At 63.9% G+C, this 20,833-nt stretch carries 20 protein-coding genes and 1 riboswitch; of the genes, 6 read left to right on the forward strand and 14 right to left on the reverse strand.

What is annotated here, in order from left to right:
- Positions 1-2: 2 nt before the first annotated feature.
- Positions 3-115, reverse strand: a riboswitch (SAM riboswitch).
- Positions 116-317: 202 nt separating this feature from the next.
- Positions 318-677 carry a hypothetical protein gene (locus AC3ANQ_RS01940; RefSeq protein WP_488303551.1) on the reverse strand — a complete coding sequence of 120 codons (360 nt, stop codon included), beginning with the start codon at positions 675-677 and terminating at the stop codon, positions 318-320.
- A gap of 309 nt (positions 678-986) precedes the next feature.
- Between AC3ANQ_RS01940 and AC3ANQ_RS01945 the strand changes: the two genes are divergently transcribed.
- Positions 987-1,250 carry a hypothetical protein gene (locus tag AC3ANQ_RS01945; protein ID WP_488303552.1) on the forward strand — a complete coding sequence of 88 codons (264 nt, stop codon included), beginning with the start codon at positions 987-989 and terminating at the stop codon, positions 1,248-1,250.
- Positions 1,251-1,327: 77 nt separating this feature from the next.
- The gene (locus AC3ANQ_RS01950; protein ID WP_488303553.1) at positions 1,328-1,825 is read left to right on the forward strand and encodes a DinB family protein; all 498 of its coding nucleotides are present in this window, start codon (positions 1,328-1,330) and stop codon (positions 1,823-1,825) included.
- Between the two features lie 17 nt (positions 1,826-1,842).
- On the opposite strand, the gene AC3ANQ_RS01955 is transcribed toward AC3ANQ_RS01950, so the two are convergent.
- Positions 1,843-2,784, reverse strand: coding sequence for an aminodeoxychorismate lyase (locus AC3ANQ_RS01955; RefSeq protein WP_488303554.1), 942 nt, complete (start codon positions 2,782-2,784; stop codon positions 1,843-1,845).
- A gap of 124 nt (positions 2,785-2,908) precedes the next feature.
- On the opposite strand from AC3ANQ_RS01955, the gene cls reads away from it, so the two are divergent.
- Positions 2,909-4,357 (forward strand): cardiolipin synthase, encoded by a 1,449-nt coding sequence (cls, locus tag AC3ANQ_RS01960; RefSeq protein ID WP_488303555.1) that lies wholly within the window; start codon positions 2,909-2,911, stop codon positions 4,355-4,357.
- A 3-nt stretch (positions 4,358-4,360) separates the two neighbouring features.
- Here the strand turns inward: cls and AC3ANQ_RS01965 are convergent, their stop codons facing one another.
- Positions 4,361-4,810, reverse strand: coding sequence for a MarR family winged helix-turn-helix transcriptional regulator (locus AC3ANQ_RS01965; RefSeq protein ID WP_488303556.1), 450 nt, complete (start codon positions 4,808-4,810; stop codon positions 4,361-4,363).
- 112 nt (positions 4,811-4,922) lie between these two features.
- Between AC3ANQ_RS01965 and AC3ANQ_RS01970 the strand changes: the two genes are divergently transcribed.
- Both AC3ANQ_RS01970 and AC3ANQ_RS01975 read left to right on the forward strand, forming a co-directional pair.
- Positions 4,923-6,020, forward strand: a complete 1,098-nt coding sequence (locus tag AC3ANQ_RS01970; RefSeq protein ID WP_488303557.1) for an FAD-dependent oxidoreductase — start codon at positions 4,923-4,925, stop codon at positions 6,018-6,020.
- Between the two features lie 120 nt (positions 6,021-6,140).
- The gene (locus AC3ANQ_RS01975) at positions 6,141-7,721 is read left to right on the forward strand and encodes an NCS1 family nucleobase:cation symporter-1 (protein WP_488303558.1); all 1,581 of its coding nucleotides are present in this window, start codon (positions 6,141-6,143) and stop codon (positions 7,719-7,721) included.
- Position 7,722: 1 nt separating this feature from the next.
- On the opposite strand, the gene pabB is transcribed toward AC3ANQ_RS01975, so the two are convergent.
- The 7 genes from pabB to uriH all read right to left on the reverse strand — a co-directional run bounded on the left by pabB (position 7,723) and on the right by uriH (position 16,688).
- Complete coding sequence (gene pabB, locus AC3ANQ_RS01980; RefSeq protein ID WP_488303559.1) at positions 7,723-9,750, reverse strand: aminodeoxychorismate synthase component I; 2,028 nt, start codon at positions 9,748-9,750, stop codon at positions 7,723-7,725.
- Positions 9,747-10,322: a low molecular weight protein-tyrosine-phosphatase gene (locus AC3ANQ_RS01985; protein ID WP_488303560.1), complete on the reverse strand. Its 576-nt coding sequence runs from the start codon at positions 10,320-10,322 to the stop codon at positions 9,747-9,749. The genes pabB and AC3ANQ_RS01985 overlap by 4 nt, the downstream gene beginning before the upstream one ends.
- A 195-nt stretch (positions 10,323-10,517) precedes the next feature.
- Positions 10,518-12,110, reverse strand: a complete 1,593-nt coding sequence (locus AC3ANQ_RS01990) for an ABC transporter permease (protein ID WP_488303561.1) — start codon at positions 12,108-12,110, stop codon at positions 10,518-10,520.
- The gene (locus AC3ANQ_RS01995) at positions 12,107-13,039 is read right to left on the reverse strand and encodes an ABC transporter ATP-binding protein (RefSeq protein ID WP_488303562.1); all 933 of its coding nucleotides are present in this window, start codon (positions 13,037-13,039) and stop codon (positions 12,107-12,109) included. Before AC3ANQ_RS01995 ends, AC3ANQ_RS01990 begins: the two co-directional genes overlap by 4 nt.
- Positions 13,040-13,230: 191 nt before the next feature.
- Positions 13,231-14,175 (reverse strand): ribokinase, encoded by a 945-nt coding sequence (locus AC3ANQ_RS02000; RefSeq protein WP_488303563.1) that lies wholly within the window; start codon positions 14,173-14,175, stop codon positions 13,231-13,233.
- Positions 14,172-15,614, reverse strand: coding sequence for a uridine transporter UriT (uriT, locus tag AC3ANQ_RS02005; protein ID WP_488303564.1), 1,443 nt, complete (start codon positions 15,612-15,614; stop codon positions 14,172-14,174). The genes AC3ANQ_RS02000 and uriT overlap by 4 nt, the downstream gene beginning before the upstream one ends.
- Positions 15,615-16,688 (reverse strand): uridine-preferring nucleoside hydrolase UriH, encoded by a 1,074-nt coding sequence (uriH, locus tag AC3ANQ_RS02010; RefSeq protein WP_488303565.1) that lies wholly within the window; start codon positions 16,686-16,688, stop codon positions 15,615-15,617.
- Between the two features lie 162 nt (positions 16,689-16,850).
- On the opposite strand from uriH, the gene AC3ANQ_RS02015 reads away from it, so the two are divergent.
- Positions 16,851-17,888: a LacI family DNA-binding transcriptional regulator gene (locus AC3ANQ_RS02015; RefSeq protein WP_488303566.1), complete on the forward strand. Its 1,038-nt coding sequence runs from the start codon at positions 16,851-16,853 to the stop codon at positions 17,886-17,888.
- A 52-nt stretch (positions 17,889-17,940) separates the two neighbouring features.
- Here AC3ANQ_RS02015 and AC3ANQ_RS02020 read toward each other — a convergent pair whose 3' ends face one another.
- The 4 genes from AC3ANQ_RS02020 to AC3ANQ_RS02035 form a co-directional block, all read right to left on the reverse strand.
- On the reverse strand, positions 17,941-18,564 hold the full coding sequence (locus AC3ANQ_RS02020) for a LysE family transporter (protein ID WP_488303567.1): 624 nt from the start codon (positions 18,562-18,564) through the stop codon (positions 17,941-17,943).
- Positions 18,565-18,653: 89 nt separating this feature from the next.
- Positions 18,654-19,052, reverse strand: coding sequence for a type II toxin-antitoxin system VapC family toxin (locus AC3ANQ_RS02025; protein ID WP_488303568.1), 399 nt, complete (start codon positions 19,050-19,052; stop codon positions 18,654-18,656).
- Positions 19,013-19,264: a type II toxin-antitoxin system Phd/YefM family antitoxin gene (locus AC3ANQ_RS02030; protein WP_488303569.1), complete on the reverse strand. Its 252-nt coding sequence runs from the start codon at positions 19,262-19,264 to the stop codon at positions 19,013-19,015. The genes AC3ANQ_RS02025 and AC3ANQ_RS02030 overlap by 40 nt, the downstream gene beginning before the upstream one ends.
- Positions 19,265-19,577: 313 nt before the next feature.
- Positions 19,578-20,831, reverse strand: a complete 1,254-nt coding sequence (locus AC3ANQ_RS02035; protein ID WP_488303570.1) for an RNA polymerase sigma factor — start codon at positions 20,829-20,831, stop codon at positions 19,578-19,580.
- Positions 20,832-20,833: the final 2 nt, after the last annotated feature.

Below are 20,833 nucleotides of genomic sequence, written 5' to 3' on the forward strand. Positions count from 1 at the left end.
CTCAGTCACGCTTGCAGTTCGAAAGTGTCGATACGCCGAGTAGTCACCTGAGGCACCCCGCCGGAGAGAGGGTTGCCGACCAGCAAGTCAGGGCTTCGCGCTGGTGCTCATTACTCAAGAAGAAAATAACATCCACGACGGCGGCCCGCACCACCGGCCGTCGTCATGTTCCGTAACCGGGGCGGCGGCCCAGCTGATCCGGGCGAGAATCAGCGCTCGACGTCGGTCCTGCGGGACCCGGATGCCCCTTCAAATATGTGGCAGGATCGCGCATTTACCCAGCGTGGCTTGCTGAGCACGGGATCACTGGCGGGGGACTAAGCCTCGGTTTCCCGCGGAAGCGGCTCTAGGCTTGCTTGGATCCGGCGTGGCAATTGTTTGGATTCTTGCACCAAAAACGACGGTGAATGATGGAACGTGGTGCCTTGATGCTTTCGGATTTCCAGCAACTCATGGACGGATATCCCGGTGGCCGTGGCCAAGGCATGCAGCGAGAGGCTGTTGTGATGAGCCAGGGCAAAGACCACACCTGACAGGGCTTCGAAACCTTCTGTCTCGTAGATTTCCTGTACCAAGTTGGACATGGCATTCGCATCGTCGATTGATCCCGCTGACGCGGCAGTCGCCATGGCAGTTAGCGACCATGCAGCGGAGTCGGGGCTGATGTAAATGCTCATGTCGATACCCTACGGACTCAAGCCCACTTGGGGAATGGGCGGAACGTCTTCCTCAGCGACCCAAGTGCCTCGCAGTTGGTGTCGTTATGGACGCCGATAACGACAACAAGTGCGGGTCAGTTGGGCAAGAAGTCTGATACGCCGGCCCCAGAACCGGCGCATCAGACGCCTTTATCCGGCTGGGGGCCGTTGGCCCTAGAGGTAGATCGCCCTCCCCAGCAGGGTTCACGAAACTAGTTAACTACTGCGGCCATGGCGGCACAATAGACTCTGGCAAGCTAAATGACCCGGCCCCCTACACTCGGATTCATGTCGGGTCATGGGGGAACCAGAACTGTGATGGCGGCCTGCGTTGGTGCTCCGGAGGTCCAGATGGTCATCGGCCAGGATCCGCGGACCGGGCTGGCTCCGCAGGACCTGACGTTCGATTGCTCCGCCCCATACACGGGGGTTGTTCAGCTGCAGCCGGGGCCGGTTAACATCCAGGTTCACGTGGCGCGGGCCAATTCGGGCGCCTCCGCCTCTGCCGGAGCTGGAGAAGTCGCCGCGGTGAGGATCACGGCCAACGGCTGAGAGGCGAGGCTGATCATTGGGTGGTCCAGGGGCCGCCTTCGATTGCCCTGGGGCGCCGGTCTTGGGATACTCCACCCATGTCTTCTCTCCCCGTGACGTTTGCCGAGGACGTCATCAACCAGCAAATCAGGACCCAGTTCGAGGCATTCATTGACGAGCACCGCCGTGCGCTCAATGCATGCTTGAACGGGTTGACCGAGGAACAAGCCCGCCGGTCACTGGTGCCGTCCCGGACCACGCTGCTTGGCCTCGTGAAGCACGCGACCTTCGTCGAGAAGGTCTGGTTCGACGAAGCCATCACTTGCCGCCCACGCACCGAGATCGGTATCCCCGCGACGCCGGACGAGTCGTTTATCCTCGACGACGGCGACACCATCGCCACAGTCCAGCAAGCACATCTCGAGGCATGCGAGGCGTCACGCCTTGCGACCTCGTCCTTGGAGCTCGACAGCATGCTCAACGGCAATCGACGCGGCCCGCTCCCGTTGCGCTGGGTGTACCTTCACCTGCTGCGCGAACTCGCTCAACACTGCGGGCATGCAGACATTCTGCGGGAGCAGATCCTGAGTCAGTAGCGCCGCCTTGGAAACCCCTATTCAATCCCCGCGAACAGCTCGTTGAGCTCGGCCGTGAGCTGCTTGCGCATTGCCGGGGTGCCGATCTCCCTGCCGTCCACATGATTGACGGGCGCGATGAGCCGGATGCTTGAGATCAGCCACACTGCGTCGGCGTCGAACAGGTCGTCCGGGACCAACGGGCCGTAGCCGAGCTCCCAGCCGGCCGCCTTCGCTTTCGCGAAAAGTGCGTCTTGCGAGGTGCCGGGGAGGATGCCGCTGTCCAGTTGCGGAGTGATGAGGCGCTTGACCGTGCGCACGGAACCGGCGCCGTCGTCCACCGTTTCAACATGCGCCAGCAAAACGGTGGAGGTCGGACCCTCCAGCACGCGGCCGTCTGTTGAGATGAAGATCGCGTCGTCAGCGCCTTGCTTGTGCGCGTAGCGCAGTGCGGCCATGTTCACGGCATAGGACAGAGTCTTGGCACCGAGCAGCAGCCAGGGGGCGCGCTCGCCCGCATCCGTGTCGAAGCCGCGGTCAAGAAGTACGACGTCGATGCCCGTCTCGCGCTGCCGGCGACTGCCCGCGGGGGACGGCGAAGCCTGGATCCAGCATGTAGGGGTCGAAGCGCCTTCGACGCCGCGTGTCACCAGAAGCTTGATGACTACTTCGTCCTCGGCCGGGCTCGGCGCGGGGAACGCGTCGCGGAACTCGGTGATTGCAGTGTTGATCGCCTTGCGCCACACCTCCTGATCGGGAATGTTCAAGTCCAGAGCGCGGGCTGAGCCCTCGAGCCTGTTCAAGTGGGCCTGTACCTTCCGTGCCCGGCCCTCGAGGGCGAGCAGCGATTCGAAGACGCCGTCACCTCGGGTGGCGCCCAGGTCCGTGGCCATGAGCTGCGGCTGGCTGGAATCGGCGATGCGGCCGTTTTCGAACGCGGGATCCAGGAAAACGAGGACCGTCGGGGCAGGAAAAGTCATGCTTCCAGCTTAGTGCGGGCCCGGCAGGACGTGAGGTCAGCAGCGGTGCGCCGGATAGGCTGTGCTGACTGCTAGTTCTTTTGACCGCGGGGGTTGTGGAGTGCTGTTTCCTTTTCAGCTCGGGATGGAGTGGACCTGGCTCCTGGGCGCATGGGTGATCGCTGAAATCATCCTGCGCATCGTGCTGCTTGGCGTCATCCCGGGAAACCGCCGTCCCACCACGGCCATGGCCTGGCTCCTGGCCGTCTTCCTCGTCCCTTCCGTCGGTTTCGTCCTGTTCCTGTTGTTCGGCAATTTCCGGCTGTCCCGCCGTCGTCGTGAGCAGCAAGAGGAGGTCAATGAAAGGGTGCGTGCCGGCACCTCGGCGATCGCCGCCGTCGTCAGCACATACTCCGGACCTGAATGGGTGACGTCGGCGGGTGAACTGAACCGGCGCCTCGGCTCGCTGCCGATGGTGGACGGCAACTCCGTGGAGCTGATCCCCGGCTACGAGGAATCACTCAAGGCCATGGCTGAAGCCGTGCGGGGGGCCAAAAAGTTCGTCAACGCGGAGTTCTACATCATGAGCAGCGACCCCGTCACCGACGAACTCCTCACCGAGTTGGAGAACGCGGCCGTGCGCGGGGTCAACGTGCGGCTCCTGTTCGACCACATCGGCACGCTGCGGATACCGGGGTACCGAAGTCTGGTCCGCAGGCTCAGGAGTGGCCGGATCCAGTGGCGCCGCATGCTGCCGCTGTTGCCCGTCCTCGGTCAGTGGCGCCGTCCCGATTTGCGGAACCACCGGAAAATCCTGGTGATCGACGGCGAAATTGCCTTCACCGGCTCCCAGAACCTGATCGAGCCCTCCTATAACAACCCCAAGCACCGACGCGCCGGCCGTAAATGGGTGGAGCTCATGGCCCGCATGGAGGGGCCGATCGTTGCCACCCTCAACGTCGTCTTCGCCACCGACTGGCTCAGCGAAACGGACGAGTCCCTCGAAAACCAATTGCAGGTCTCGGTCCGAGCGACACCCGGCAGGATGACCGCACAGGTGGTCCCCAGTGGCCCGGGATTTGTCACGGAAAACAACCTGCGCCTCTTCAACACGCTGATCTACTCCGCCCAGCACCGCATCTCGATTTGCAGCCCTTACTTCGTCCCTGACGATTCGCTGCTGTATGCCATCACGACGGCGGCCCAGCGTGGCGTGGATGTGGAACTTTTTGTGTCCGAGAAGGGTGACCAGTTCCTGGTGCATCACGCGCAGCGGTCCTACTACGAAGCGCTCTTGGAAGCCGGAGTGCAGATCTACCTGTACCGGGCACCGTACGTGCTGCACGCCAAGCACTTCACGATTGACGACGAAGTTGCCGTTCTCGGTTCAAGCAACATGGACATGCGCTCCTTCTCCCTCAACATGGAGGTCTCGGTGATGCTCCTGGGTGCCGAGGCCGTGGACAGTATGCGCTCGGTCGAGTCTTCGTACCGGGAAATGTGCCGCGAACTGACCTTGGACGATTGGCTGGACCGGCCGATGCTTGCCAAGTACGTGGACAACGTGGCGCGATTGACGGCGACGCTGCAGTAAGGGTCAATCCTCGGCGCAGGGTTCATCTGCGGGTTCGGCATGGATCCGCGACAGCAGCCCATGGAGTTGGAAGAGTTCATTCGCAGAGAACCCGGCAAAGGCCTCGCGTTCGACGTCGGCCACGGCAACTTCGATCGAACCCACCGCGCGTTTGCCTGCCGCGGTGATGTCCACGATATGGCGACGGCGGTCCGCTGGATCGCGGCGGCGTTCCGCGAGCCCTTCGCGTTCAAGATCGTTCAACACGGCCACGAGTGCGCTGGCGTCGATCGAGAGGATATCGATGAGGCCTTGCTGGCTGATGGGCCCGGACTCGTCGAGCCGGCACAGGAGGACCGCATGCCTTGGACTAAGCCCGGAGAAGTCCAGCGCTTGGCGAAGACGAGTGTTCATGATGCGTCCGTGGCGCGCCAAGAGAAACCCCAGTTGTTTGCCCGCTGCTGAAGGACTCATCGTGAAAATCTTATCACTGAGGAAATTATTGCTCATTTGAAATCGTTGTCATTCATGAACGATCTGAGCGGCACCAGCCGAGCGGCGTGAGCTTCTTACCTAAGGAGTTGCCATGAATGACCAAGCCCAGCAACCCACTGTGGTGGTTGTCGGCGGAGGCTACGGTGGCATTGCCGTAGCCAAGGCGCTCGACGAACATGCGACCGTCACCTTGGTGGAGCCCAAGGACGCCTTCGTCCACAACATCGCGGCGTTGCGTTCCGTGGTCCAGCCCGACTTCCTGCCGCGGATGTTCCTGCCGTATGACCGGCTGCTGGTGCACGGCGAGGTGTTGCAGGATCGAGCTGCCAGGGTGGACGGACACACGGTCGAGTTGGCTTCGGGGGCCAATTTGGTGGCGGACTATATTGTCCTCGCCAGCGGTTCCAGCTACCCCTTCCCGGCCAAAAGTGATCGAGCGGTCACCACGGACGCCATCGCCCGCTATCAAGCCGCACATGATGACCTCAAACGGGCCAGCAGGGTGATGCTCCTTGGTGCCGGGGCAGTGGGCCTTGAATTCGCTGGCGAGATCGCCGCCGCATGGCCGGACAAGGACATTGTGCTGGTGGATCTGGCGCCGGACATCCTTCCCGGACCGTACGATCCACGGCTGCGGGTGGAGGTCAACCGGCAGCTGGATGACCTCGGCGTGCGGCGAATCATGGGCAGCGCGTTGGTACAGCTGCCCCCTGTTCCCGCCGGGGAGTTCGGCACCTTCACGGTCAACACCACGGACGGCACGGCCATCGAAGCGGACATCTGGTTCCGCTGCTACGGGATCGCCCCACAGACCGACTATGCGGCGGGAGACCTCCTTGCTGCACGGACGCCGGAGGGCTACCTGGAAGTCACCCCGGAACTCCGCGTGGTGGGCTTCGAGAACGTCTATGCCTTAGGCGATATCTCGGCGATCGACGTCAACAAAGCCGGGGTCGCCGCACGCGAAGCCGCGGTGGTTGCCAAGAACATCCAGGCCCAGATTGGCGGCTCAGCCGAGTTGGCAGCTTATCCGCCGTCGCGGCCCGTCATCATTCTTCCGTTGGGGCCCGCGGGCGGTTCGGGACAACTGCCCGACGGCGAGATCGCCAGCCCGGAGTTGATCTCCCAGATCAAGGGCCAACACATGATGATCGACCGTTACGTCGAGATGCTGAACCTGAGCGCCTGAGCCGACCACCGCCGCGCCGGCGCCCTTCGCGCGCCGACCGCCGTCGGGGGCTTTCCTTCCAGCCGCGATGGGGCGATTCTGTAATTCCAAGCATGTTTGGAAGCGTTCTTCGGAGGCATCATGGCGCGGAAAAACGACACCCCGGCCATACAGGCACCACCTGAGCCGAGTGTCGAACACCCGGAGAAGGTTCGGATCCTGGCCGAAGGCCGCGTGGTCAGCGACCGGCTGTGGAACGAGGACCTCGCCCCGGCCAGGCAACGGAACTGGAGGGTCCGCAGCCTCTTCGCCCTGTGGATGTGCGACGTCCACAGCATCGCCGGTTACACCTTCGCCGCTGGCCTCTTCATCACCGGATTGGTGGGCTGGCAGGTCTTCCTGGCACTCGTCCTTGGCATCACCCTGGTCTACTTCCTCATGAACTTCGCTGGGACAGCGGGGCAGAAGACCGGCGTTCCGTATCCGGTCCTGGCGCGGATGTCCTTCGGCCTCTTTGGCGCCAACCTCGCGGCCCTCATCCGGGCGCTCATTGCCATTGCCTGGTACGGCATCCAGACGTGGCTCGCCTCGGAAGCAGTGTTGGTGTTGTTGTTCTCGGTATGGCCGCAACTGACCTCCCTCGACGGCCCGGACGTGCCGCGCATCCTTGGCCTGACGCCGCTCGGATGGGCTGCTTTCCTGGTCCTCTGGGCGGTCCAGCTGCTGGTCATCCGCCGGGGCATGGAGACGGTCCGGAAATTCCAGGATTGGGCCGGCCCTGCCATTTGGGTGGCCATGTTCGCGCTCGCGGTCTACATCCTGACTCAAGCGGGTGACAAGTTCAGCCTCTCGATTCCGGGCGTCGCGCCCCTGGACGGCCCCGCGGCGCTTACGCAGTTCTTCTCCGCCATCGCCCTGACGGTCACCTACTTCTCGGCACTGCTCCTGAACTTCTGCGATTTCTCCCGGTTCTCCCCGGATCGCAGGACCATCCTGCGCGGAAACTTCTGGGGCCTGCCAGTGAACTTCATCGCCTTCGCCCTGGTCACAGTGGTGGTCACCGCCGGGGCGGCGTCCTACTTCACCGCAGACCAGTACCGCGGCCAGGACATGTTCAAGGTCATCACCGACCCCGTCGCGATCGTTCAGGCCATCAAGAATCCGTGGATCACCATCATCGCCGCCGTCACGTTTGTGGTGGCCACGATCGGCATCAACGTGGTGGCAAACTTCGTCTCGGCCTCCTACGACCTCGCCAACGTGGCCCCGCATCGGATCGACTTCCGCCGCGGTGGGCTCATCAGCGCAGTCTTGGCGATCGTGATCCTGCCGTGGAACCTCTTCAGCAGCCCTGTGGTGATCGTGTACTTCCTGGGAGGCCTGGGCGCGCTGCTTGGTCCGCTGTTCGGGGTCATCTTCACGGACTTCTTCCGCATCCGGCACCAGCGTTGCAAGGTCTCGGACCTGTACCACGAGGACGCGAAAGGCCTCTACTTCTACACCAAGGGCTGGAACTTCAAGGCCATCGCCGCGCTGGTCCCCGCCGCCGTCGTCGCCGGTGTCATGGCGCTGGTCCCGGCACTGCAGACCTTCCTCCCGGGAGGCTCGGGCCTGGGCCCGTATTCATGGTTCGTGGGGGCCATCCTGGCCAGCCTCATCTACTACACGATTACCCGCAACGATCCCAGAACGGTCCGCGCCCGGACGGAGGAGCACGACTGACTCAGCCCTCGGGGAACTCCGCGCCCAGCGTCGAGAGCACGCCGAATGCCTTGGTCCGGATTTCTTCGTATTCGTCCAAGGGCGTGGAGTCCGCAGTGATGGCGCCACCGACGCCGAGACTGAGCATCCGGCCGCCGTCGCCGTCCGGACCCATCACCAAAGTCCGGATCACGACGGCGAGGTCCGTCGCCGCGTTGAGCGAGAAGTAGCCGATGGCCCCGGAGTAGATCCCGCGAGGGCCGGACTCCAGCTGGTCCAGGATGTCCATGGTGCTGATCTTCGGGGCGCCCGTCATGGACCCAGCGGGGAATGCGGCAGCCACGGCCTCGGCCCGGGGGGCTCCCGGCCGCAACTGGGCGTCGATGGTGCTCACCATCTGGTGCACCGTGGCGTAGCTTTCCACCGCACACAGCCGGCTGACAGTCACCGATCCCGGCACGGCAAAATGACTCAAATCGTTGCGGAGCAGGTCCACGATCATGATGTTCTCGGCACGGTCTTTGAGGGAAGATTCGAGGCCACGCCGCAGCGCATCGTCGATGACGGGATCGTTCGCCCGGGCCCTGGTGCCCTTGATCGGCTCGGCCCGCATGCCGCCGTCGGAGGTTATCCGCAGGAAGCGCTCCGGCGAGGTGCTGGCTACCGTCAGCTCGCCGAACCGCAAGTAGCTCGCGAAGGGCGCAGGGTTGCGGTTACGCAACGCGAGGTAGCTCTCCCACGCGTCGAGTCCCGGATCCGCGGCGCTCACGGTGGTGGTCAGGCAGACCTCGTACGTGTTGCCCTCGGCGATCTGGTGCTGGGCGTCAGTGATTTTGCCCTTGTAGTCGTCCTCGGTATCGCGGCTGGAAAAGCTCGGAACCGGCGGCGTTCCCGGCGCCGGCAGCGGCTTCTCCGAGGAGCGCACGACGGCGTGACGCACCCGGGCGAGCCACTCGCCGTCGTCGGGGTCAAGGGTGAGGGCCCAGACGTGGCCGCTCTGGTGGTCCAGGACCACCGCGCGGCCGGCGAAGATCAGTTGGGCGTCCGGGGTGTGCGATCGTACATTGGACCCGCCGGTCTCGCGCTTCAGCTCGTACCCCAGGTAGCCGAGCCAGCCGAGTGTGAATCCGCATTCGTAGCCATCGGGGCCTTTGAGCGTTCGGCGACCCCACACCGAGTTGAGCCAACGGAAGAACAGCCCTTCGGCGGCCACGGATGCCTGGCCGGCCGTAATGGTGGTGACTCCATTGGAGTGCCTTGCCCATTGCCCGAAGGGTCCCGAATCGTCGGCCATGATGCTGAAGCGGCGGCGATCCGCGCCCGGAGCCGTGGTGTTGCCCGAAGCATTGGAGGAATCCAGCCACACCGCCCGCGGCGAATCGCCATACAGTTCGGAAAACAAGGCCGCCGGATCCGGGAGCACGCCCTCATGGCGCTCGTAGTTCAAACTCAAACCGCGGCGTGCCGAGAGTTCGGGAGCCAGTACGGGGGAGAGCGCCGGGAGGTAGTTCAGCGCCTGCAGAACGTCCTCCGGGGCATTGCCGTCCGCGCGGTTCCTGACCCTGATGTCAAGGTGTTCGAGGACGTCGTCGGTCTCCAGCCACTCGTCTTCCTGGGACGCCCAGCTGTCCCAGAACTGTTCGTAGCTGCTGCCGTCCCGGGCCAATGCACGGTTCTTGCGTTCGTCGTCGGGGGCGTCTACCCAAACCACGGCGTCCAGCATGGGCCGGGCGGCGCTCGCCGCGGCCCCGACGCCCTCCACAATGACGATCTCGGCAGGCAAGGTCACATGGCTGCGGCCGTCGTAGTGTTTCTCCCAGTCCCAACTGACCCATTCGGCCGCATCGCCGTTGTGCAGTGGTGCCAGGACGGTGGTGACGTACCGCTCGATGCCCGCGGCGAGGCCGTTCCAGCCCGGATAGATGTCCTCAAGATGGAACAGCGACACCTTGTGATGCATGCGGAGACGAGCGGCCAGTTCGACGGCGAGGGTGGTCTTTCCGGCGCCGGAGCGGCCATCGACGGCGATGATCACGGGTGCTGGGGTCATGAAATAGAGCGTACCTGCTGTGGGTCGAGGTCCTGTGCCTGCGGCCCAGCGCCCGGATGTCCTGCGGCGAGGGCGGCCCGCGTGTGGGCCACGATCCCGGGGACGGCCGCGCGGATGAGGTTCCACGTGACGTCAAAATCGTGGTGGCCGCCGTACCAAGGATCCTCGATGCCCAGATCCAAGGTGCTCCCGCCAGCCACCGCGGGGTCGAAACTGCGCAGCATCCGGATTTTGGCGAGGGTTTGCGAGTCCGGGGCGGCCTCGTGCAGCCAGCCGTAGTGGTCCACATCGAGCGCCAGGATCAAGTCCCGTTCCCGGAACCATTCCTGCCGCCAACTCCTGGCCACGTGCTTCTCAGAACGGATGCGGTGAGCCGAAAGGACGCGGGCGGCGCGTGGATCGATGGGGTGCCCGGCCTCGTATGACGTGGTCCCAGCGGAGTCCACCACAACCGCCCCACCCAACCCTCCGGCGTCGAACGCTTCGGTCAACATCAGCTCAGCCATGGGCGAGCGGCAGATGTTCCCCGTGCAGACGGTGATGATGCGGTATGGGCTCGACGCTGAGTACATGCAGCAAGCATGGGGGATGCCACCCCGTCTTGGCTAGTCAAAAAGTGGGGAGATTACAGAATTTGTAAAGTCGCTGGTTAGGGCGTAAAAGCGCCTCAAATTCCTACCGTTTTTGACTGTCATAGACGCCGCCGATGGCGGTATTCCGGGGGTTTCGGAACCGGAAAAATGGTAGGAAGTTGAGGCGGCCGTCGCCTAGGTGCACACCAGATCCCGACGGCGGTAGCCCACTAGCCCGGCAACGGCCAGGATGGCGGCGATCGCCAGGGTCCACCAGGTCGAAAGCCAGTCCGTTCCGGCCGAGAAAACGTGAGGAATAGCGTGGAAAGGACTCGTATCGAGCAGCCACTCGGGGACTTTCAATATCGGCCCGAAGAACGTGAGCAGCAACCAGTAAACCAGGAGCAGCCAGGCGAGCGAACGCAATTGCGGGGCAAGCCCGATGAGGGCAAGGGCCACCCCCACGGCGAGCCATATCGCAGGAAGCTCGGCGGCGCCCTGCAGGACCACCTTGCCCACGTCGAGCGGAGAACCGGAGACGTTGGACGCGGTGGCCAAAGCAAGTGAGCAAATGCCCATCCCCGCCGCGGGAGCAAGGATGGAAAGCGCCGCCGTCGGTATGACGTGGCGCAACCGTGACAGCGGTGCGGACAATATCCACTCCGCCCTGCGCTCCTCTTCTTCCGCGAAGAAACGCAGGGCGAGCTGGACGCCCATCACCGCGCCGATGATCCCCAGGATGAGCACCAGGACTTCGACGAACGCGTAGGTCAGTTGTTCTTCCGTGGCGACCCGGAAGGCGATCAATTGCCTGACGAAGGGGTTTCCGGCGAAGGCGCTGCCTAGGGTGCCCGTAACCAGGCCGAACACCGTGCCCAGAATCAACAGGTTCACTCCCCACGTCCACAGCGGCAAGCGGTTCAGCCGCGAGGTCAGGCCCCAGATTCCTGAGCGTCCCCGAGCCGGACCGGGCCTGGTGGGGATCAGTCCTAGACCAAAATCCCGGCGCGAAGACAACCACGCGGCAAGGATCACCAGTATTCCGCCGGCCCCCACCAGGAGGAGCAATGGCCCGGCATTGTTTTCCGATGCCGGACGGATGTGCTCCGCCCAGCCCAGCGGACTGGCCCAGAGCAGCCAGCCGGAGTCTTGGAGGGTGTCACCTAGTCCCCGCACGAGGTAGCTGATGCCGAGCACCGTACCTGCAAGGGTGTTGGCTGTGCGCGCCACGGAGCCCAATTGCGCGGTTGCGGCTCCGACGCCTGCGAAGGCCACCCCAGTGCCTCCCATTGCGCCCCCCAACGCATATGCCGACGTGGTCGGCGCTCCAGCCAGCGTCAACGCCGCCCCCACCAAGAAGGCCAGTGCGGCGGAGGCCAGCCAGGCGAACAGGACGGCCGAGGTCAGCCTCGCGAGCCTGCCCACGACTCCCGAGTCCAAAAGCTCGGCTTGTCCTGAGTCTTCGGTTGCCCGGGTATGCCGGGTTACTGCGAGAATGGCCATGAGCGCGGCGAAGAACATGCCGAACATCTGGATCCGCCACGTGGTGAAGCCGATCGCGTTGCTGAGATCCGTTGCGGGGCCCAGGAGCAACGAGAAAGCCGGGTTGGTGGAAAGGCTCGATTGGAGGGCCAAAGCGTCCAACGGCGTGGGGAAGAGGGATCCATACACCGCGTAGACAACTACCGGAATGATCCCGAAGGCCAGAAACCAAGGCAGCAACTTCCAACGGTCCAAGCGGATCGCGTGGCGCAGCAGGGGCAAGGTGCCCGTGAACGCATGGTTCATGGTGCGCGCCTACGGCCGCGCCTGGCGAAGATCGAGGTGTTCAGCCGTTGCTCGTCCTCGTTCCCGGAAGGTTCATGTTTCTCGCCGTAGTGCTGGAGGAACAGGTCCTCAAGGCTCGGCGGTGTGACAGTCAGCGCGGACATTCCGTGGCGGGCAAGCACGCTCATCGCGTCCCCAAGGGTCCGTGCGTCCACGCTGAAATGCACGCGGTTCCCTTCGATCCTCAGATCCGCGATTCCAGGCAACGTGGCCAACGCCCCGGGGCCATCATCGAGGGTCGCCGAGACGTTGGTGCGGGTCCGGCTGCGCATCTCTTCAAGGCTGTTCGTCTCCACCACCTTGCCTTTGCGGATGATACTGATGCGGTCGGCCAGGGCCTCCACCTCGGCGAGGATGTGGCTGGAGAGCAGCACAGTGCGCCCCAAGGTCCCTTCCTGGAGGATTTCCTCCCGGAAGGTGGCTTCCATGAGTGGGTCCAAGCCGGCAGTCGGCTCGTCTAGGATCAACAGTTCGGCGTTGGAGGACAAGGCAGCCACGATGGCCACTTTTTGCCGGTTGCCCTTCGAGTAGGTGTGCCCCCGCTTGGAAGGATCCAACTCAAGGGCTTCCAGGAGATCTTTGCGGCGCTTTTCGTCCAATCCGCCCCGCAGTCTGCCCAGAAGATCGATGGCCTCGCCTCCGGTCAGGCTGGGCCAGATGCTGACATCCCCTGGGACATAGGCAATGCGCTTGTGCAGTGGGACCACGTCCCGCCACGGGTCACCGCCAAGAACCTTGACAGTGCCCGAGTCGGCCCTGAGGAGGCCAAGGAGAATACGGAGGGTTGTCGATTTGCCTGCGCCGTTCGGCCCCAGAAAGCCATGGACTTCGCCTTCGAGGACCTCGAGGTCCAATCCGTCCAAGGCCCTGAACCGCCCGAACGATTTCACCAGCCCCGAAATGCTGACCGCGGCAGTTATGGAGTGAGCTTACTCCTGCGCCGAGAGCGCGGACAGTATTCCCTGCGGTCGGCCTGCGGACGCCTCAACTTCCTACCGCTTTTGACCTACGTTGACGTTACCGATGGGGTTTTCCGGGGAAACGGAACCGGAAAACTGGTAGGAAGTTGAGGCGGGCTAAGTTAGGAAATCCGCAAGTGCCCCAGGACTTCCTCGGCCCCGGGGTAGGCGGCTTGGGTGCCCTTCTTGGTGGTGGCGAGCGCCGCGGCAACCGATGCGAACGCCGCGGCCTCCGCTAGGGTCTCACCTGCGGCGAGGCGGGCAGCCACTGCACCAGTGAAGGCGTCTCCCGCGCCGGTCGTATCTACTGCATTGACCTTGGTGGGTGCAATTCGGGAGATCTGTTCTCCAGACACGGCGTGTGAATCCAACACCACCGAGCCGTGGGAACCGAGGGTAACCAGGACCCGCTCCAATCCCCGCGCGGCGAACTGGCTTCGGACCGGCTCCCAGGCGCTCGCATGCGCCCCAGGGTGGGGCATCTCGGCATCGCCTAGGAACATGGAGGCTTCATGGGCGTTGACCAGCAGGACATCGCTCAAGTCGGCCAGGCTCTGGGGGATCTCGGCGTATGGCGAGAGGTTCAGCAGAACTGTTGCTCCGGCGTCGTGCGCTGTTTTGGCGGCGGCCTCAACAGTCTCAAGTCCGACCTCCAGGCAGAGGCAGAGCACCGCGGCGTCGTCGAAGGCGTCGGCCGACACGTCTGCCGGGGCGAGCGTTCCGTTGGCGCCGGCCGAAATGATGATGTTGTTCTCGCCGCTCGCGTCCACCGCGATCACCGCGACGCCTGTGGCCACATCCGCGGAACGGCGGACGCGCGACACGTCCACGCCTGCGCCTTCCGTGGAGGCGAGGAGCATGGCGCCGTTGGAGTCATTGCCGACGGCGCCGATCAGGCTTACCGAGCCGCCCAGCTTGCTCGCCGCAACCGCCTGGTTTGCGCTCTTGCCGCCGGGATTGACCGCGAAACCGTTGCCGTGGACGGTTTCGCCCGGGAGCGGGAGCCGCTCGCAGTAGATAGTCAGGTCCGCGTTCAAGGACCCGACGACGACGATCCTTCCGGTCACTTTTCCACCTCGGCTTCGAGCGGCTTGGGAATGAGCAGCGACGCCGCGAAGGCGGCAACCGTGATGGCCAGGCCGACGACGACCACCGTCAAGTAAGGGGCCTTGGCATCACCGAGCGCCGAGGTCGCCACAAGGACCGCTGGCAACACCAGGAAGCTCAGGCCCGCGCCGAGGTTGAACGCGCCGGCGTTCATTCCGGGCAGGAAGCCGGGGTTGCCGGCAGGGGAGAGGACAACTCCGAGTCCGTTGAGCATGATGTTGACCGTACCGGCGTACATGATGCCGAGCAAGGCCGTACCCACGATCATGAGAGGCAGGCTGCCGAGGCCAAAGAACGCGATGATGGCCAAGGCCGCGATACTGCCAAGCATGCCGATGCGCAGGACTTTGGTGTAGCCGAGCACCGGGGCGAGCCGGCCACTGATGGGTCCGAATACCCAGCCGAGGAGGGCATACGGAGTGAGGATCATGAGCGACATCTCGGTGGGGCCAACGCCGAAGCCGGGCGCAGCTGCCTGGACGTAAGCGGGGACGATCCCGTTGATGACCGCGAAGATGCCGGTCATGGCGAGGGTGGTGGTCAGCAGTGGTGCCCACGTGGAACGCTGGCGAAGGTGGATGGTTTCCACCATCGGCTCCTTGGAGCGCTTCTCCACTGTCCACTTTTCAACCGTCCAGAAGGCGGCGAACGCGGCAACAGCAACGACGATCAGCCCGATGGCCAGCATCAGCGTGCCGGAGGAGAAGGCACCCACCAGCTTGGAGCCCTCGTTGAGTGCCGTCAGGAGCGCGCCCACGGCGATCACGATGAAGAACACTCCCAGCCAGTCCATGGTTGTGCCCGCGGCGGGCTTGCTCTCACCAGCAAGGAAAGCGATCAGGGCCGTGGCCACGACTGCGAGGCCGACCATGAGCCAGAAGATGCTGCGGAAACCGAAGTGCTCAGCGAAGTAACCGCCCACGAAGGAGTCGACGCCGGCCACGCCGCCGTTGACTGCGGTGATGAGGCCCATCAGGGCTCCGTACTTGCGCGGGTTGTTGACCGCGGAGCGCAGCATGATGAGGCACAGCGGCACGGTAGGGCCACTGACTCCCTGGATGATGCGGCCCACGAATAGCCACGTGACGTCTGGGGCCATGGCCGCGATGACCGAGCCAACGGCCATCAGCAGCATCATGCCGAGGAGGATCTTCTTGCGTCCCACAATGTCGCTCAGACGCGGCAGGAAGAGCGAGAACAGGGCTGCGGCGGTGAAGAACCAGGTCTGGGAGAGGCCGATGACTGCCTGGTCCGTGTGCAGTTCGTTGCCCATGGTGACCAGAGCCGGGCTGAGCATGGAAGCGTTGAGCTGGAAGGCCACGCAGGCGGCCAGCAGGGCGACCATGAGGGCGGTGACGTTACCGCGGGTGGTCTTGGTTTCGGTGATCAGGGTGGTCATTTAATTGGCCTCTCCTGCGACGGCGACCGCAGCGGCGGCGACGGCGGGTTCGACGGCGGTGGTGGCGCCGCCGATGGTGGCGGAAGCACCGGCGTCGGGCCCTCCGATGCTCGGCTCTCCGATCCGGATGATCGCATCGGTGACGAGGTTCCAGAACTTCTCGTGATCGAGGTCGACGGCAACGGAGGTATTGCAATCAGCGGGTGCGGGGGCACGGAAATCGGCCACGGTCATGCCAAGGGTGAGCTTGCCCTGCAGTTCGATGTCCACGGGGACCTTGCGGGTGGTCATCACGGTGGGATCTATGACGTAGGCCACGGCGCAGGGATCGTGGACCGGTGGATAGTCGAAACCTTGGGCGTCTTTGTAGGTCTTGGTGAAGAACTCCATCAGTTCCATGACGAACTTGGCCGGCTTGGTACCCACTGCGGCGATCTTCTCGACAACCTCCGGGGTGGCCAGGGCCTGGTGCGTGAGGTCCAGGCCGACCATGACCACGGGCCATTTTTCGTTGAACACGATATGTGCGGCCTCGGGGTCGATGATGATGTTGAATTCTGCCACCGCACTCCAGTTGCCCACGTGGTAGCCGCCGCCCATGAGGACAACTTCCTTGACGCGTTCTACGATGCGCGGCTCCTTGCGGGCGGCCATTGCGATGTTGGTGAGTCCCGCGGTGGGAACCAGGGTTACGGTGCCCGGCTCGTGCGCCATGATCGTTTCAATGATGAGGTCGACGGCGTGGCGGGAGTCCAGCTCGATGGTGGACTGGGGCTGCTCGGGGCCGTCCATGCCGGTTTCACCGTGGATGTCCGGCGCGGTTTCGATGGAGCGAACCAGCGGGCGGTCACAGCCGGCGGCAAAGGGAACACCCGTGATGCCAGCGATGGTTCCTACGGAAAGGGCGTTGCGGGTGACCTTTTCGAGGGTCTGGTTGCCAACCACCGTGGTGACGGCGAGGAGTTCGACGTCCGGGTTGCCGTGGGCCAGGAGCAGGGCCACGGCGTCGTCATGCCCGGGGTCGCAGTCCAGGATGATTTTCTTGCGTTCACGGGTCATGGTGTTGGGGTCCATGTTCATCTCCACGTCATTGGGGCCTGCGTAGGCAGGGCGCTAAAGCATTCAGGGGAATTCTGGCACTGGCCCGTAAGTCACGTCAAGCGCTTAACGCAAATCGCGTCAAGCGCTTGATGTCTTGCGGGGTGGGAACGGCTGGTTCCCGGCTACGATCGATGTATGGAATCGGCGGAACGAGTGCAACAGGGCCTAGTCCGTACGCAGCGCGTGACTGCGGCGATGGTGGCCTCGCGGGCAGGGGTTTCCACGGCCACTGTGTCCTTGGTTGCCAACGGGAAAACCCAGGGCAGGGTGTCCGAAGAGAACATTTCGCGCGTCCGCCAGGCCATCGCCGAGCTTGGCTACGTGGTGGACGGCATCGGCAGTTCCTTGGCCAAGGGCGTGAGCTCGATTGTGATCCTTGTGGCGCCGGATATTTCCAACCCCTTTTTCGCGAAGGTCATCGCCGGAGTCCGGGAATCGCTTGGCACCGATTACCAACTGCTGCTCTCAGTAACCGACGCCGGTGAATTCCCGCGCGCTGACGACGTCCGGAAGCTCCTTGCCCTTCGCCCTGCGGGCCTGCTGGTAGATGCACCCAACGCGGCATTCCTGGAGGAGCTGTCCGTTGCCGGGCCGCTTGTCCTTCTCGATGCCCCGGGCCTTGAAACCTACGCCCCGTCGGTGAACCTCGATGTTGCCCATGGCGCCCGTGAGTTGGCCGCACATCTTGCTGCTTCGGGGCACAAGCGCGCGGCCTACGTGGACAGCGTGACGGGAACGGAAACGTTCGAGGTGCGCCGGGCGGCATTCTTGGCTGAGGCAAGCGCTCGCGGTATTTCCGTGGCGGACGCGCACATCACCAGTACAACCATCGACGTCGGCGCTGCTGCGGCTGCCTTCGCCGCCGCCTGGCCGGACTGGCAGCGTGCCGGGGTCACCGCCGTCGTCTGCGGAACGGACACGCACGCCTACGGTGTGTTGCAAGAGGCCCGTGTGGCTGGTGTCCGGATCCCGGAGGACCTGGCCGTAGCCGGCTTCGACGATCTGCCCTATTCCGCCACGAGCAACCCGAGCTTGACCAGCGTGCATTTGCCGGCGACGGCACTTGGGCTCAAGGCGGGCGAACAACTCCGCGGTCTCATGGAAGGCCGTGTGCTGGAGTCGCCGCAGCTGACGCTGGAGAGCTCGCTGGTGGTGCGAGGCTCCACGGGCTAGGGGGCTGCGGGCCGCCGGGGGCGAAGGCCGGCAAGTATTTGGTAGCGGCGGCCTAGTGGATGACGGCGAGCAGCACGCCCACCGACATGAACAACACGCCGAAGGTGCGGTTGAGGACCTTCTGCCCATGTTCATTGTGTATGAACCGTTGGAACGAACGGGCCGCCAAGGCGAAGAAGAACCACATGACGCAGATGTCAATGAAAACGATCGTGGTGCTGAGGATCAGATACTGCGGAATCAGTGGCTGTTCGGGGCGGATGAACTGCGGCATGAAGGCCAGGAAGAAAACGATTGCCTTGGGATTGAGCAGGTTGACCCACACGCCCCGCTGGAACATGGACCACGCCGGCTCGTTCCTTCGGGCTTCCACCTTCTCCTTGTCCAGGTCCGGCCGGTGCAGGAACTGCCGGATGCCCATGTACACCAGATAGGCCGCCCCGGTGTAGCGGATCACGTTGAAGACCACGGGTGAGCTCGAGACCAAAACCCCCACCCCGAGAGCCACGATCAGGATGTGAATGATCAGTGCAGCCTGCTGGCCCAACACTCCCCAGATGGAGCGGCGGAATCCGGAGTTGAGCGAATTGCTCATGGTGGAGATGGCGCCCGCGCCGGGAGTGAAACTGATCAGGGTACCGGCGCCCACCAGGGCCAGCCAAAGCGAAATTTGCACCGATCCAGCTTATGCCTGCGGGACGCGGCGCCCGGACGCGCGGCTATCCGGATGGCGCGGCTACTCGGATGCGGAGCCGGGACGCGCCGCTACCAGAGTGCCTCGACCAACGGGAACTTATGGAATTCCTGATCGGCCGTGATCACTACCATGGATTCCACGATGGCTTGCGCCGCGATCAGCCTGTCGAAGGGGTCCCGATGCTCCCAGTCGAGGTGTCCGGCTGCGAGTGCATGCACGCTCTTGATGGACAGTTCCTGGTTGCACAGCTCGGCGACGTGACGCCCATAGCCTAGAAGGAGACCATCCAAGCCCGGGAGCTTTCCCAGTTTGTGCTTGTAGCCGAGCTCGTAGGCGCTGGCCGATGACGCAACGAGGGGGTTGTCGAAAGATTGAATGACACGTCTCGCCTTGGGGGAGAGCTTTCGGGGATCGGTGAGAGCCCAGATCAGGGCGTGGGTGTCGAGGAGGTAAGGGGTGCTTCCCACAGTGCAAGTTCCTCCTCATCCATGGGCTCAAGAAAGTTGTCCGGGAGCTGTCCTTTGACGAATCCAAGGCGGCGCTTCGTGGGAGGCTCGATCATTACCAGCCGGGCGACGGGCTTGCCGGCCTTGGCGATAACCACTTCTTCGCCCCGTTCAACCATATGGAGAAGTTCAGAAAGGCGCGTTTTTGCTTCCTGGACGTTGTACTGTGCCATGTTGACCAAGTCTAGTTGGTCAACCTCTGCGGCGTAAGGCTCAGCGGTGCAATGGGTGTCCGCGACCCCCGGACGGCGACGTTCACTCACAACGGCCAAACCTCGAATGCACCCAGTGAGTCATGGTGCTAGGGAGATCGTCTCCTAATGAATATTGGTCGAAGTAGGAGTGCGGGCCGTTGGACATGTACCCCGTGTCGTCGAACCCAAAATGGCCGATCATGTGAAACCCGCGCTCGAGGTCAAAGCCTGCTTGAATGATCATGATTCGAGGCTATTCGCGGCCCCAAGCCACAGACAGGGGCTATTTTGCCTATGTGGACAACTGCCCGAGTTTGGCCGCCTGCACCAGAAGGTACTGCCGCTCCTGAAGGCTTCCGGTCTTCTTCGCGGCGGTAAGAAAGCACTCCCTGGCCCCCACAAGCTCCCCGGCCATTTCGAGCAGGTGCCCGCGAACGGCGTCGAGCCTGTGCCAGCCTTTCAGCTCCAAATCAAGCCCGTCCAGTAGCTCAAGGGCCGCACGCGGCCCTTCCACCATTGCCACCGCAACGGCCCGGTTGAGCGTCACAACCGGGCTTGGGGCCATGGCTTCGAGAACCGTATACAAAGCCAGGATCTGCGGCCAATCGGTCTGGTCCGCGGAGGCCGCCTCGGCATGGACCGCGGCGATTGCGGCCTGCAGCTGGTAGGGCCCCGGACGGCCAACGCCCAGCACCGTTGACAAGAGTTCAAGGCCCTCGGCGATCTGCGCCGTGTCCCACAGCCCGCGGTCCTGCTCGGCGAGCGGCACCAGCATGCCGTCGGGCAGCGACCTCGCCCGGCGTCGCGCATCGGTGAGTAGCATGAGGGCAAGCAGTCCGCCCACCTCGAGCTCGCCCGGGAGCAGCCCCCGCAGGAGCCGCGTAAGGCGGATGGCCTCCGCGGTGAGGTCTTCGCGCTGCATGGATGGGCCGGAACTCGCCGCGTAGCCTTCGTTGAAGATCAAGTACAGGACGTGGAGTACGACGCCGAGCCTCGCCTCGCGCTCCGCGGCTTCGGGGAGCTCGAAATGGGCTCCCGCCTTTTTGATGCCGTGCTTCGCCCTGCTGATCCTCTGGCCCATGGTGCTTTCAGGGACGAGGAACGCGCTGGCGATTTCCGCCGTCGTGAGCCCTCCGACTGCCCGTAATGTCAGTGCCAGCTGCGAGGGTGCCGAGAGAGCGGGGTGGCAGCAGAGGAAAAGGAGGGTGAGGGTATCTTCTGCAAACCCTTCCGCGTCGCCAATTGAAGAAGGCTCCTCGCCGGGCGGCGGTTCCAAGGCTGCGGCGCGTTCTTCGCGAGCGTGCCGGGCACTCTCGCTGCGCCAGTGGTCCACCAGGCGACGCGTGGCGACGGTGATTAGCCACGCCTTGGGGCTGTCCGGGACACCGGACGCGGGCCATTGCAACGCGGCCTCGAGCAGAGCCTCCTGGACGGCATCCTCGCACTCGGCAAATTGCCCGTGCCTGCGGGCGAGCACGCCAAGGACCTGCGGCGCAAGCGTGCGCAGCAGGTCCTCCACCGTGGATTCCCCGGAAGGCTCGGCCAAGC

The organism is Arthrobacter sp. DMZ02-1R, from assembly GCF_057747935.1.

What these genes read in the sequence shown, in the direction of transcription:
- pabB (WP_488303559.1), bottom strand. Translation starts at nt 9,750, where the DNA reads ATGACCCCAGCACCCGTGATCATCGCCGTCGATGGCCGCTCCGGCGCC.
- AC3ANQ_RS01955 (WP_488303554.1), bottom strand. Translation starts at nt 2,784, where the DNA reads ATGACTTTTCCTGCCCCGACGGTCCTCGTTTTCCTGGATCCCGCGTTC.
- cls (WP_488303555.1), top strand. Translation starts at nt 2,909, where the DNA reads ATGGAGTGGACCTGGCTCCTGGGCGCATGGGTGATCGCTGAAATCATC.
- AC3ANQ_RS01990 (WP_488303561.1), bottom strand. Translation starts at nt 12,110, where the DNA reads ATGAACCATGCGTTCACGGGCACCTTGCCCCTGCTGCGCCACGCGATC.
- AC3ANQ_RS01950 (WP_488303553.1), top strand. Translation starts at nt 1,328, where the DNA reads ATGTCTTCTCTCCCCGTGACGTTTGCCGAGGACGTCATCAACCAGCAA.
- AC3ANQ_RS01975 (WP_488303558.1), top strand. Translation starts at nt 6,141, where the DNA reads ATGGCGCGGAAAAACGACACCCCGGCCATACAGGCACCACCTGAGCCG.
- AC3ANQ_RS02030 (WP_488303569.1), bottom strand. Translation starts at nt 19,264, where the DNA reads ATGGCACAGTACAACGTCCAGGAAGCAAAAACGCGCCTTTCTGAACTT.
- uriT (WP_488303564.1), bottom strand. Translation starts at nt 15,614, where the DNA reads ATGACCACCCTGATCACCGAAACCAAGACCACCCGCGGTAACGTCACC.
- uriH (WP_488303565.1), bottom strand. Translation starts at nt 16,688, where the DNA reads ATGGACCCCAACACCATGACCCGTGAACGCAAGAAAATCATCCTGGAC.
- AC3ANQ_RS02015 (WP_488303566.1), top strand. Translation starts at nt 16,851, where the DNA reads ATGGAATCGGCGGAACGAGTGCAACAGGGCCTAGTCCGTACGCAGCGC.
- AC3ANQ_RS01965 (WP_488303556.1), bottom strand. Translation starts at nt 4,810, where the DNA reads ATGAGTCCTTCAGCAGCGGGCAAACAACTGGGGTTTCTCTTGGCGCGC.
- AC3ANQ_RS01970 (WP_488303557.1), top strand. Translation starts at nt 4,923, where the DNA reads ATGAATGACCAAGCCCAGCAACCCACTGTGGTGGTTGTCGGCGGAGGC.
- AC3ANQ_RS01940 (WP_488303551.1), bottom strand. Translation starts at nt 677, where the DNA reads ATGAGCATTTACATCAGCCCCGACTCCGCTGCATGGTCGCTAACTGCC.
- AC3ANQ_RS01945 (WP_488303552.1), top strand. Translation starts at nt 987, where the DNA reads ATGTCGGGTCATGGGGGAACCAGAACTGTGATGGCGGCCTGCGTTGGT.
- AC3ANQ_RS01985 (WP_488303560.1), bottom strand. Translation starts at nt 10,322, where the DNA reads ATGTACTCAGCGTCGAGCCCATACCGCATCATCACCGTCTGCACGGGG.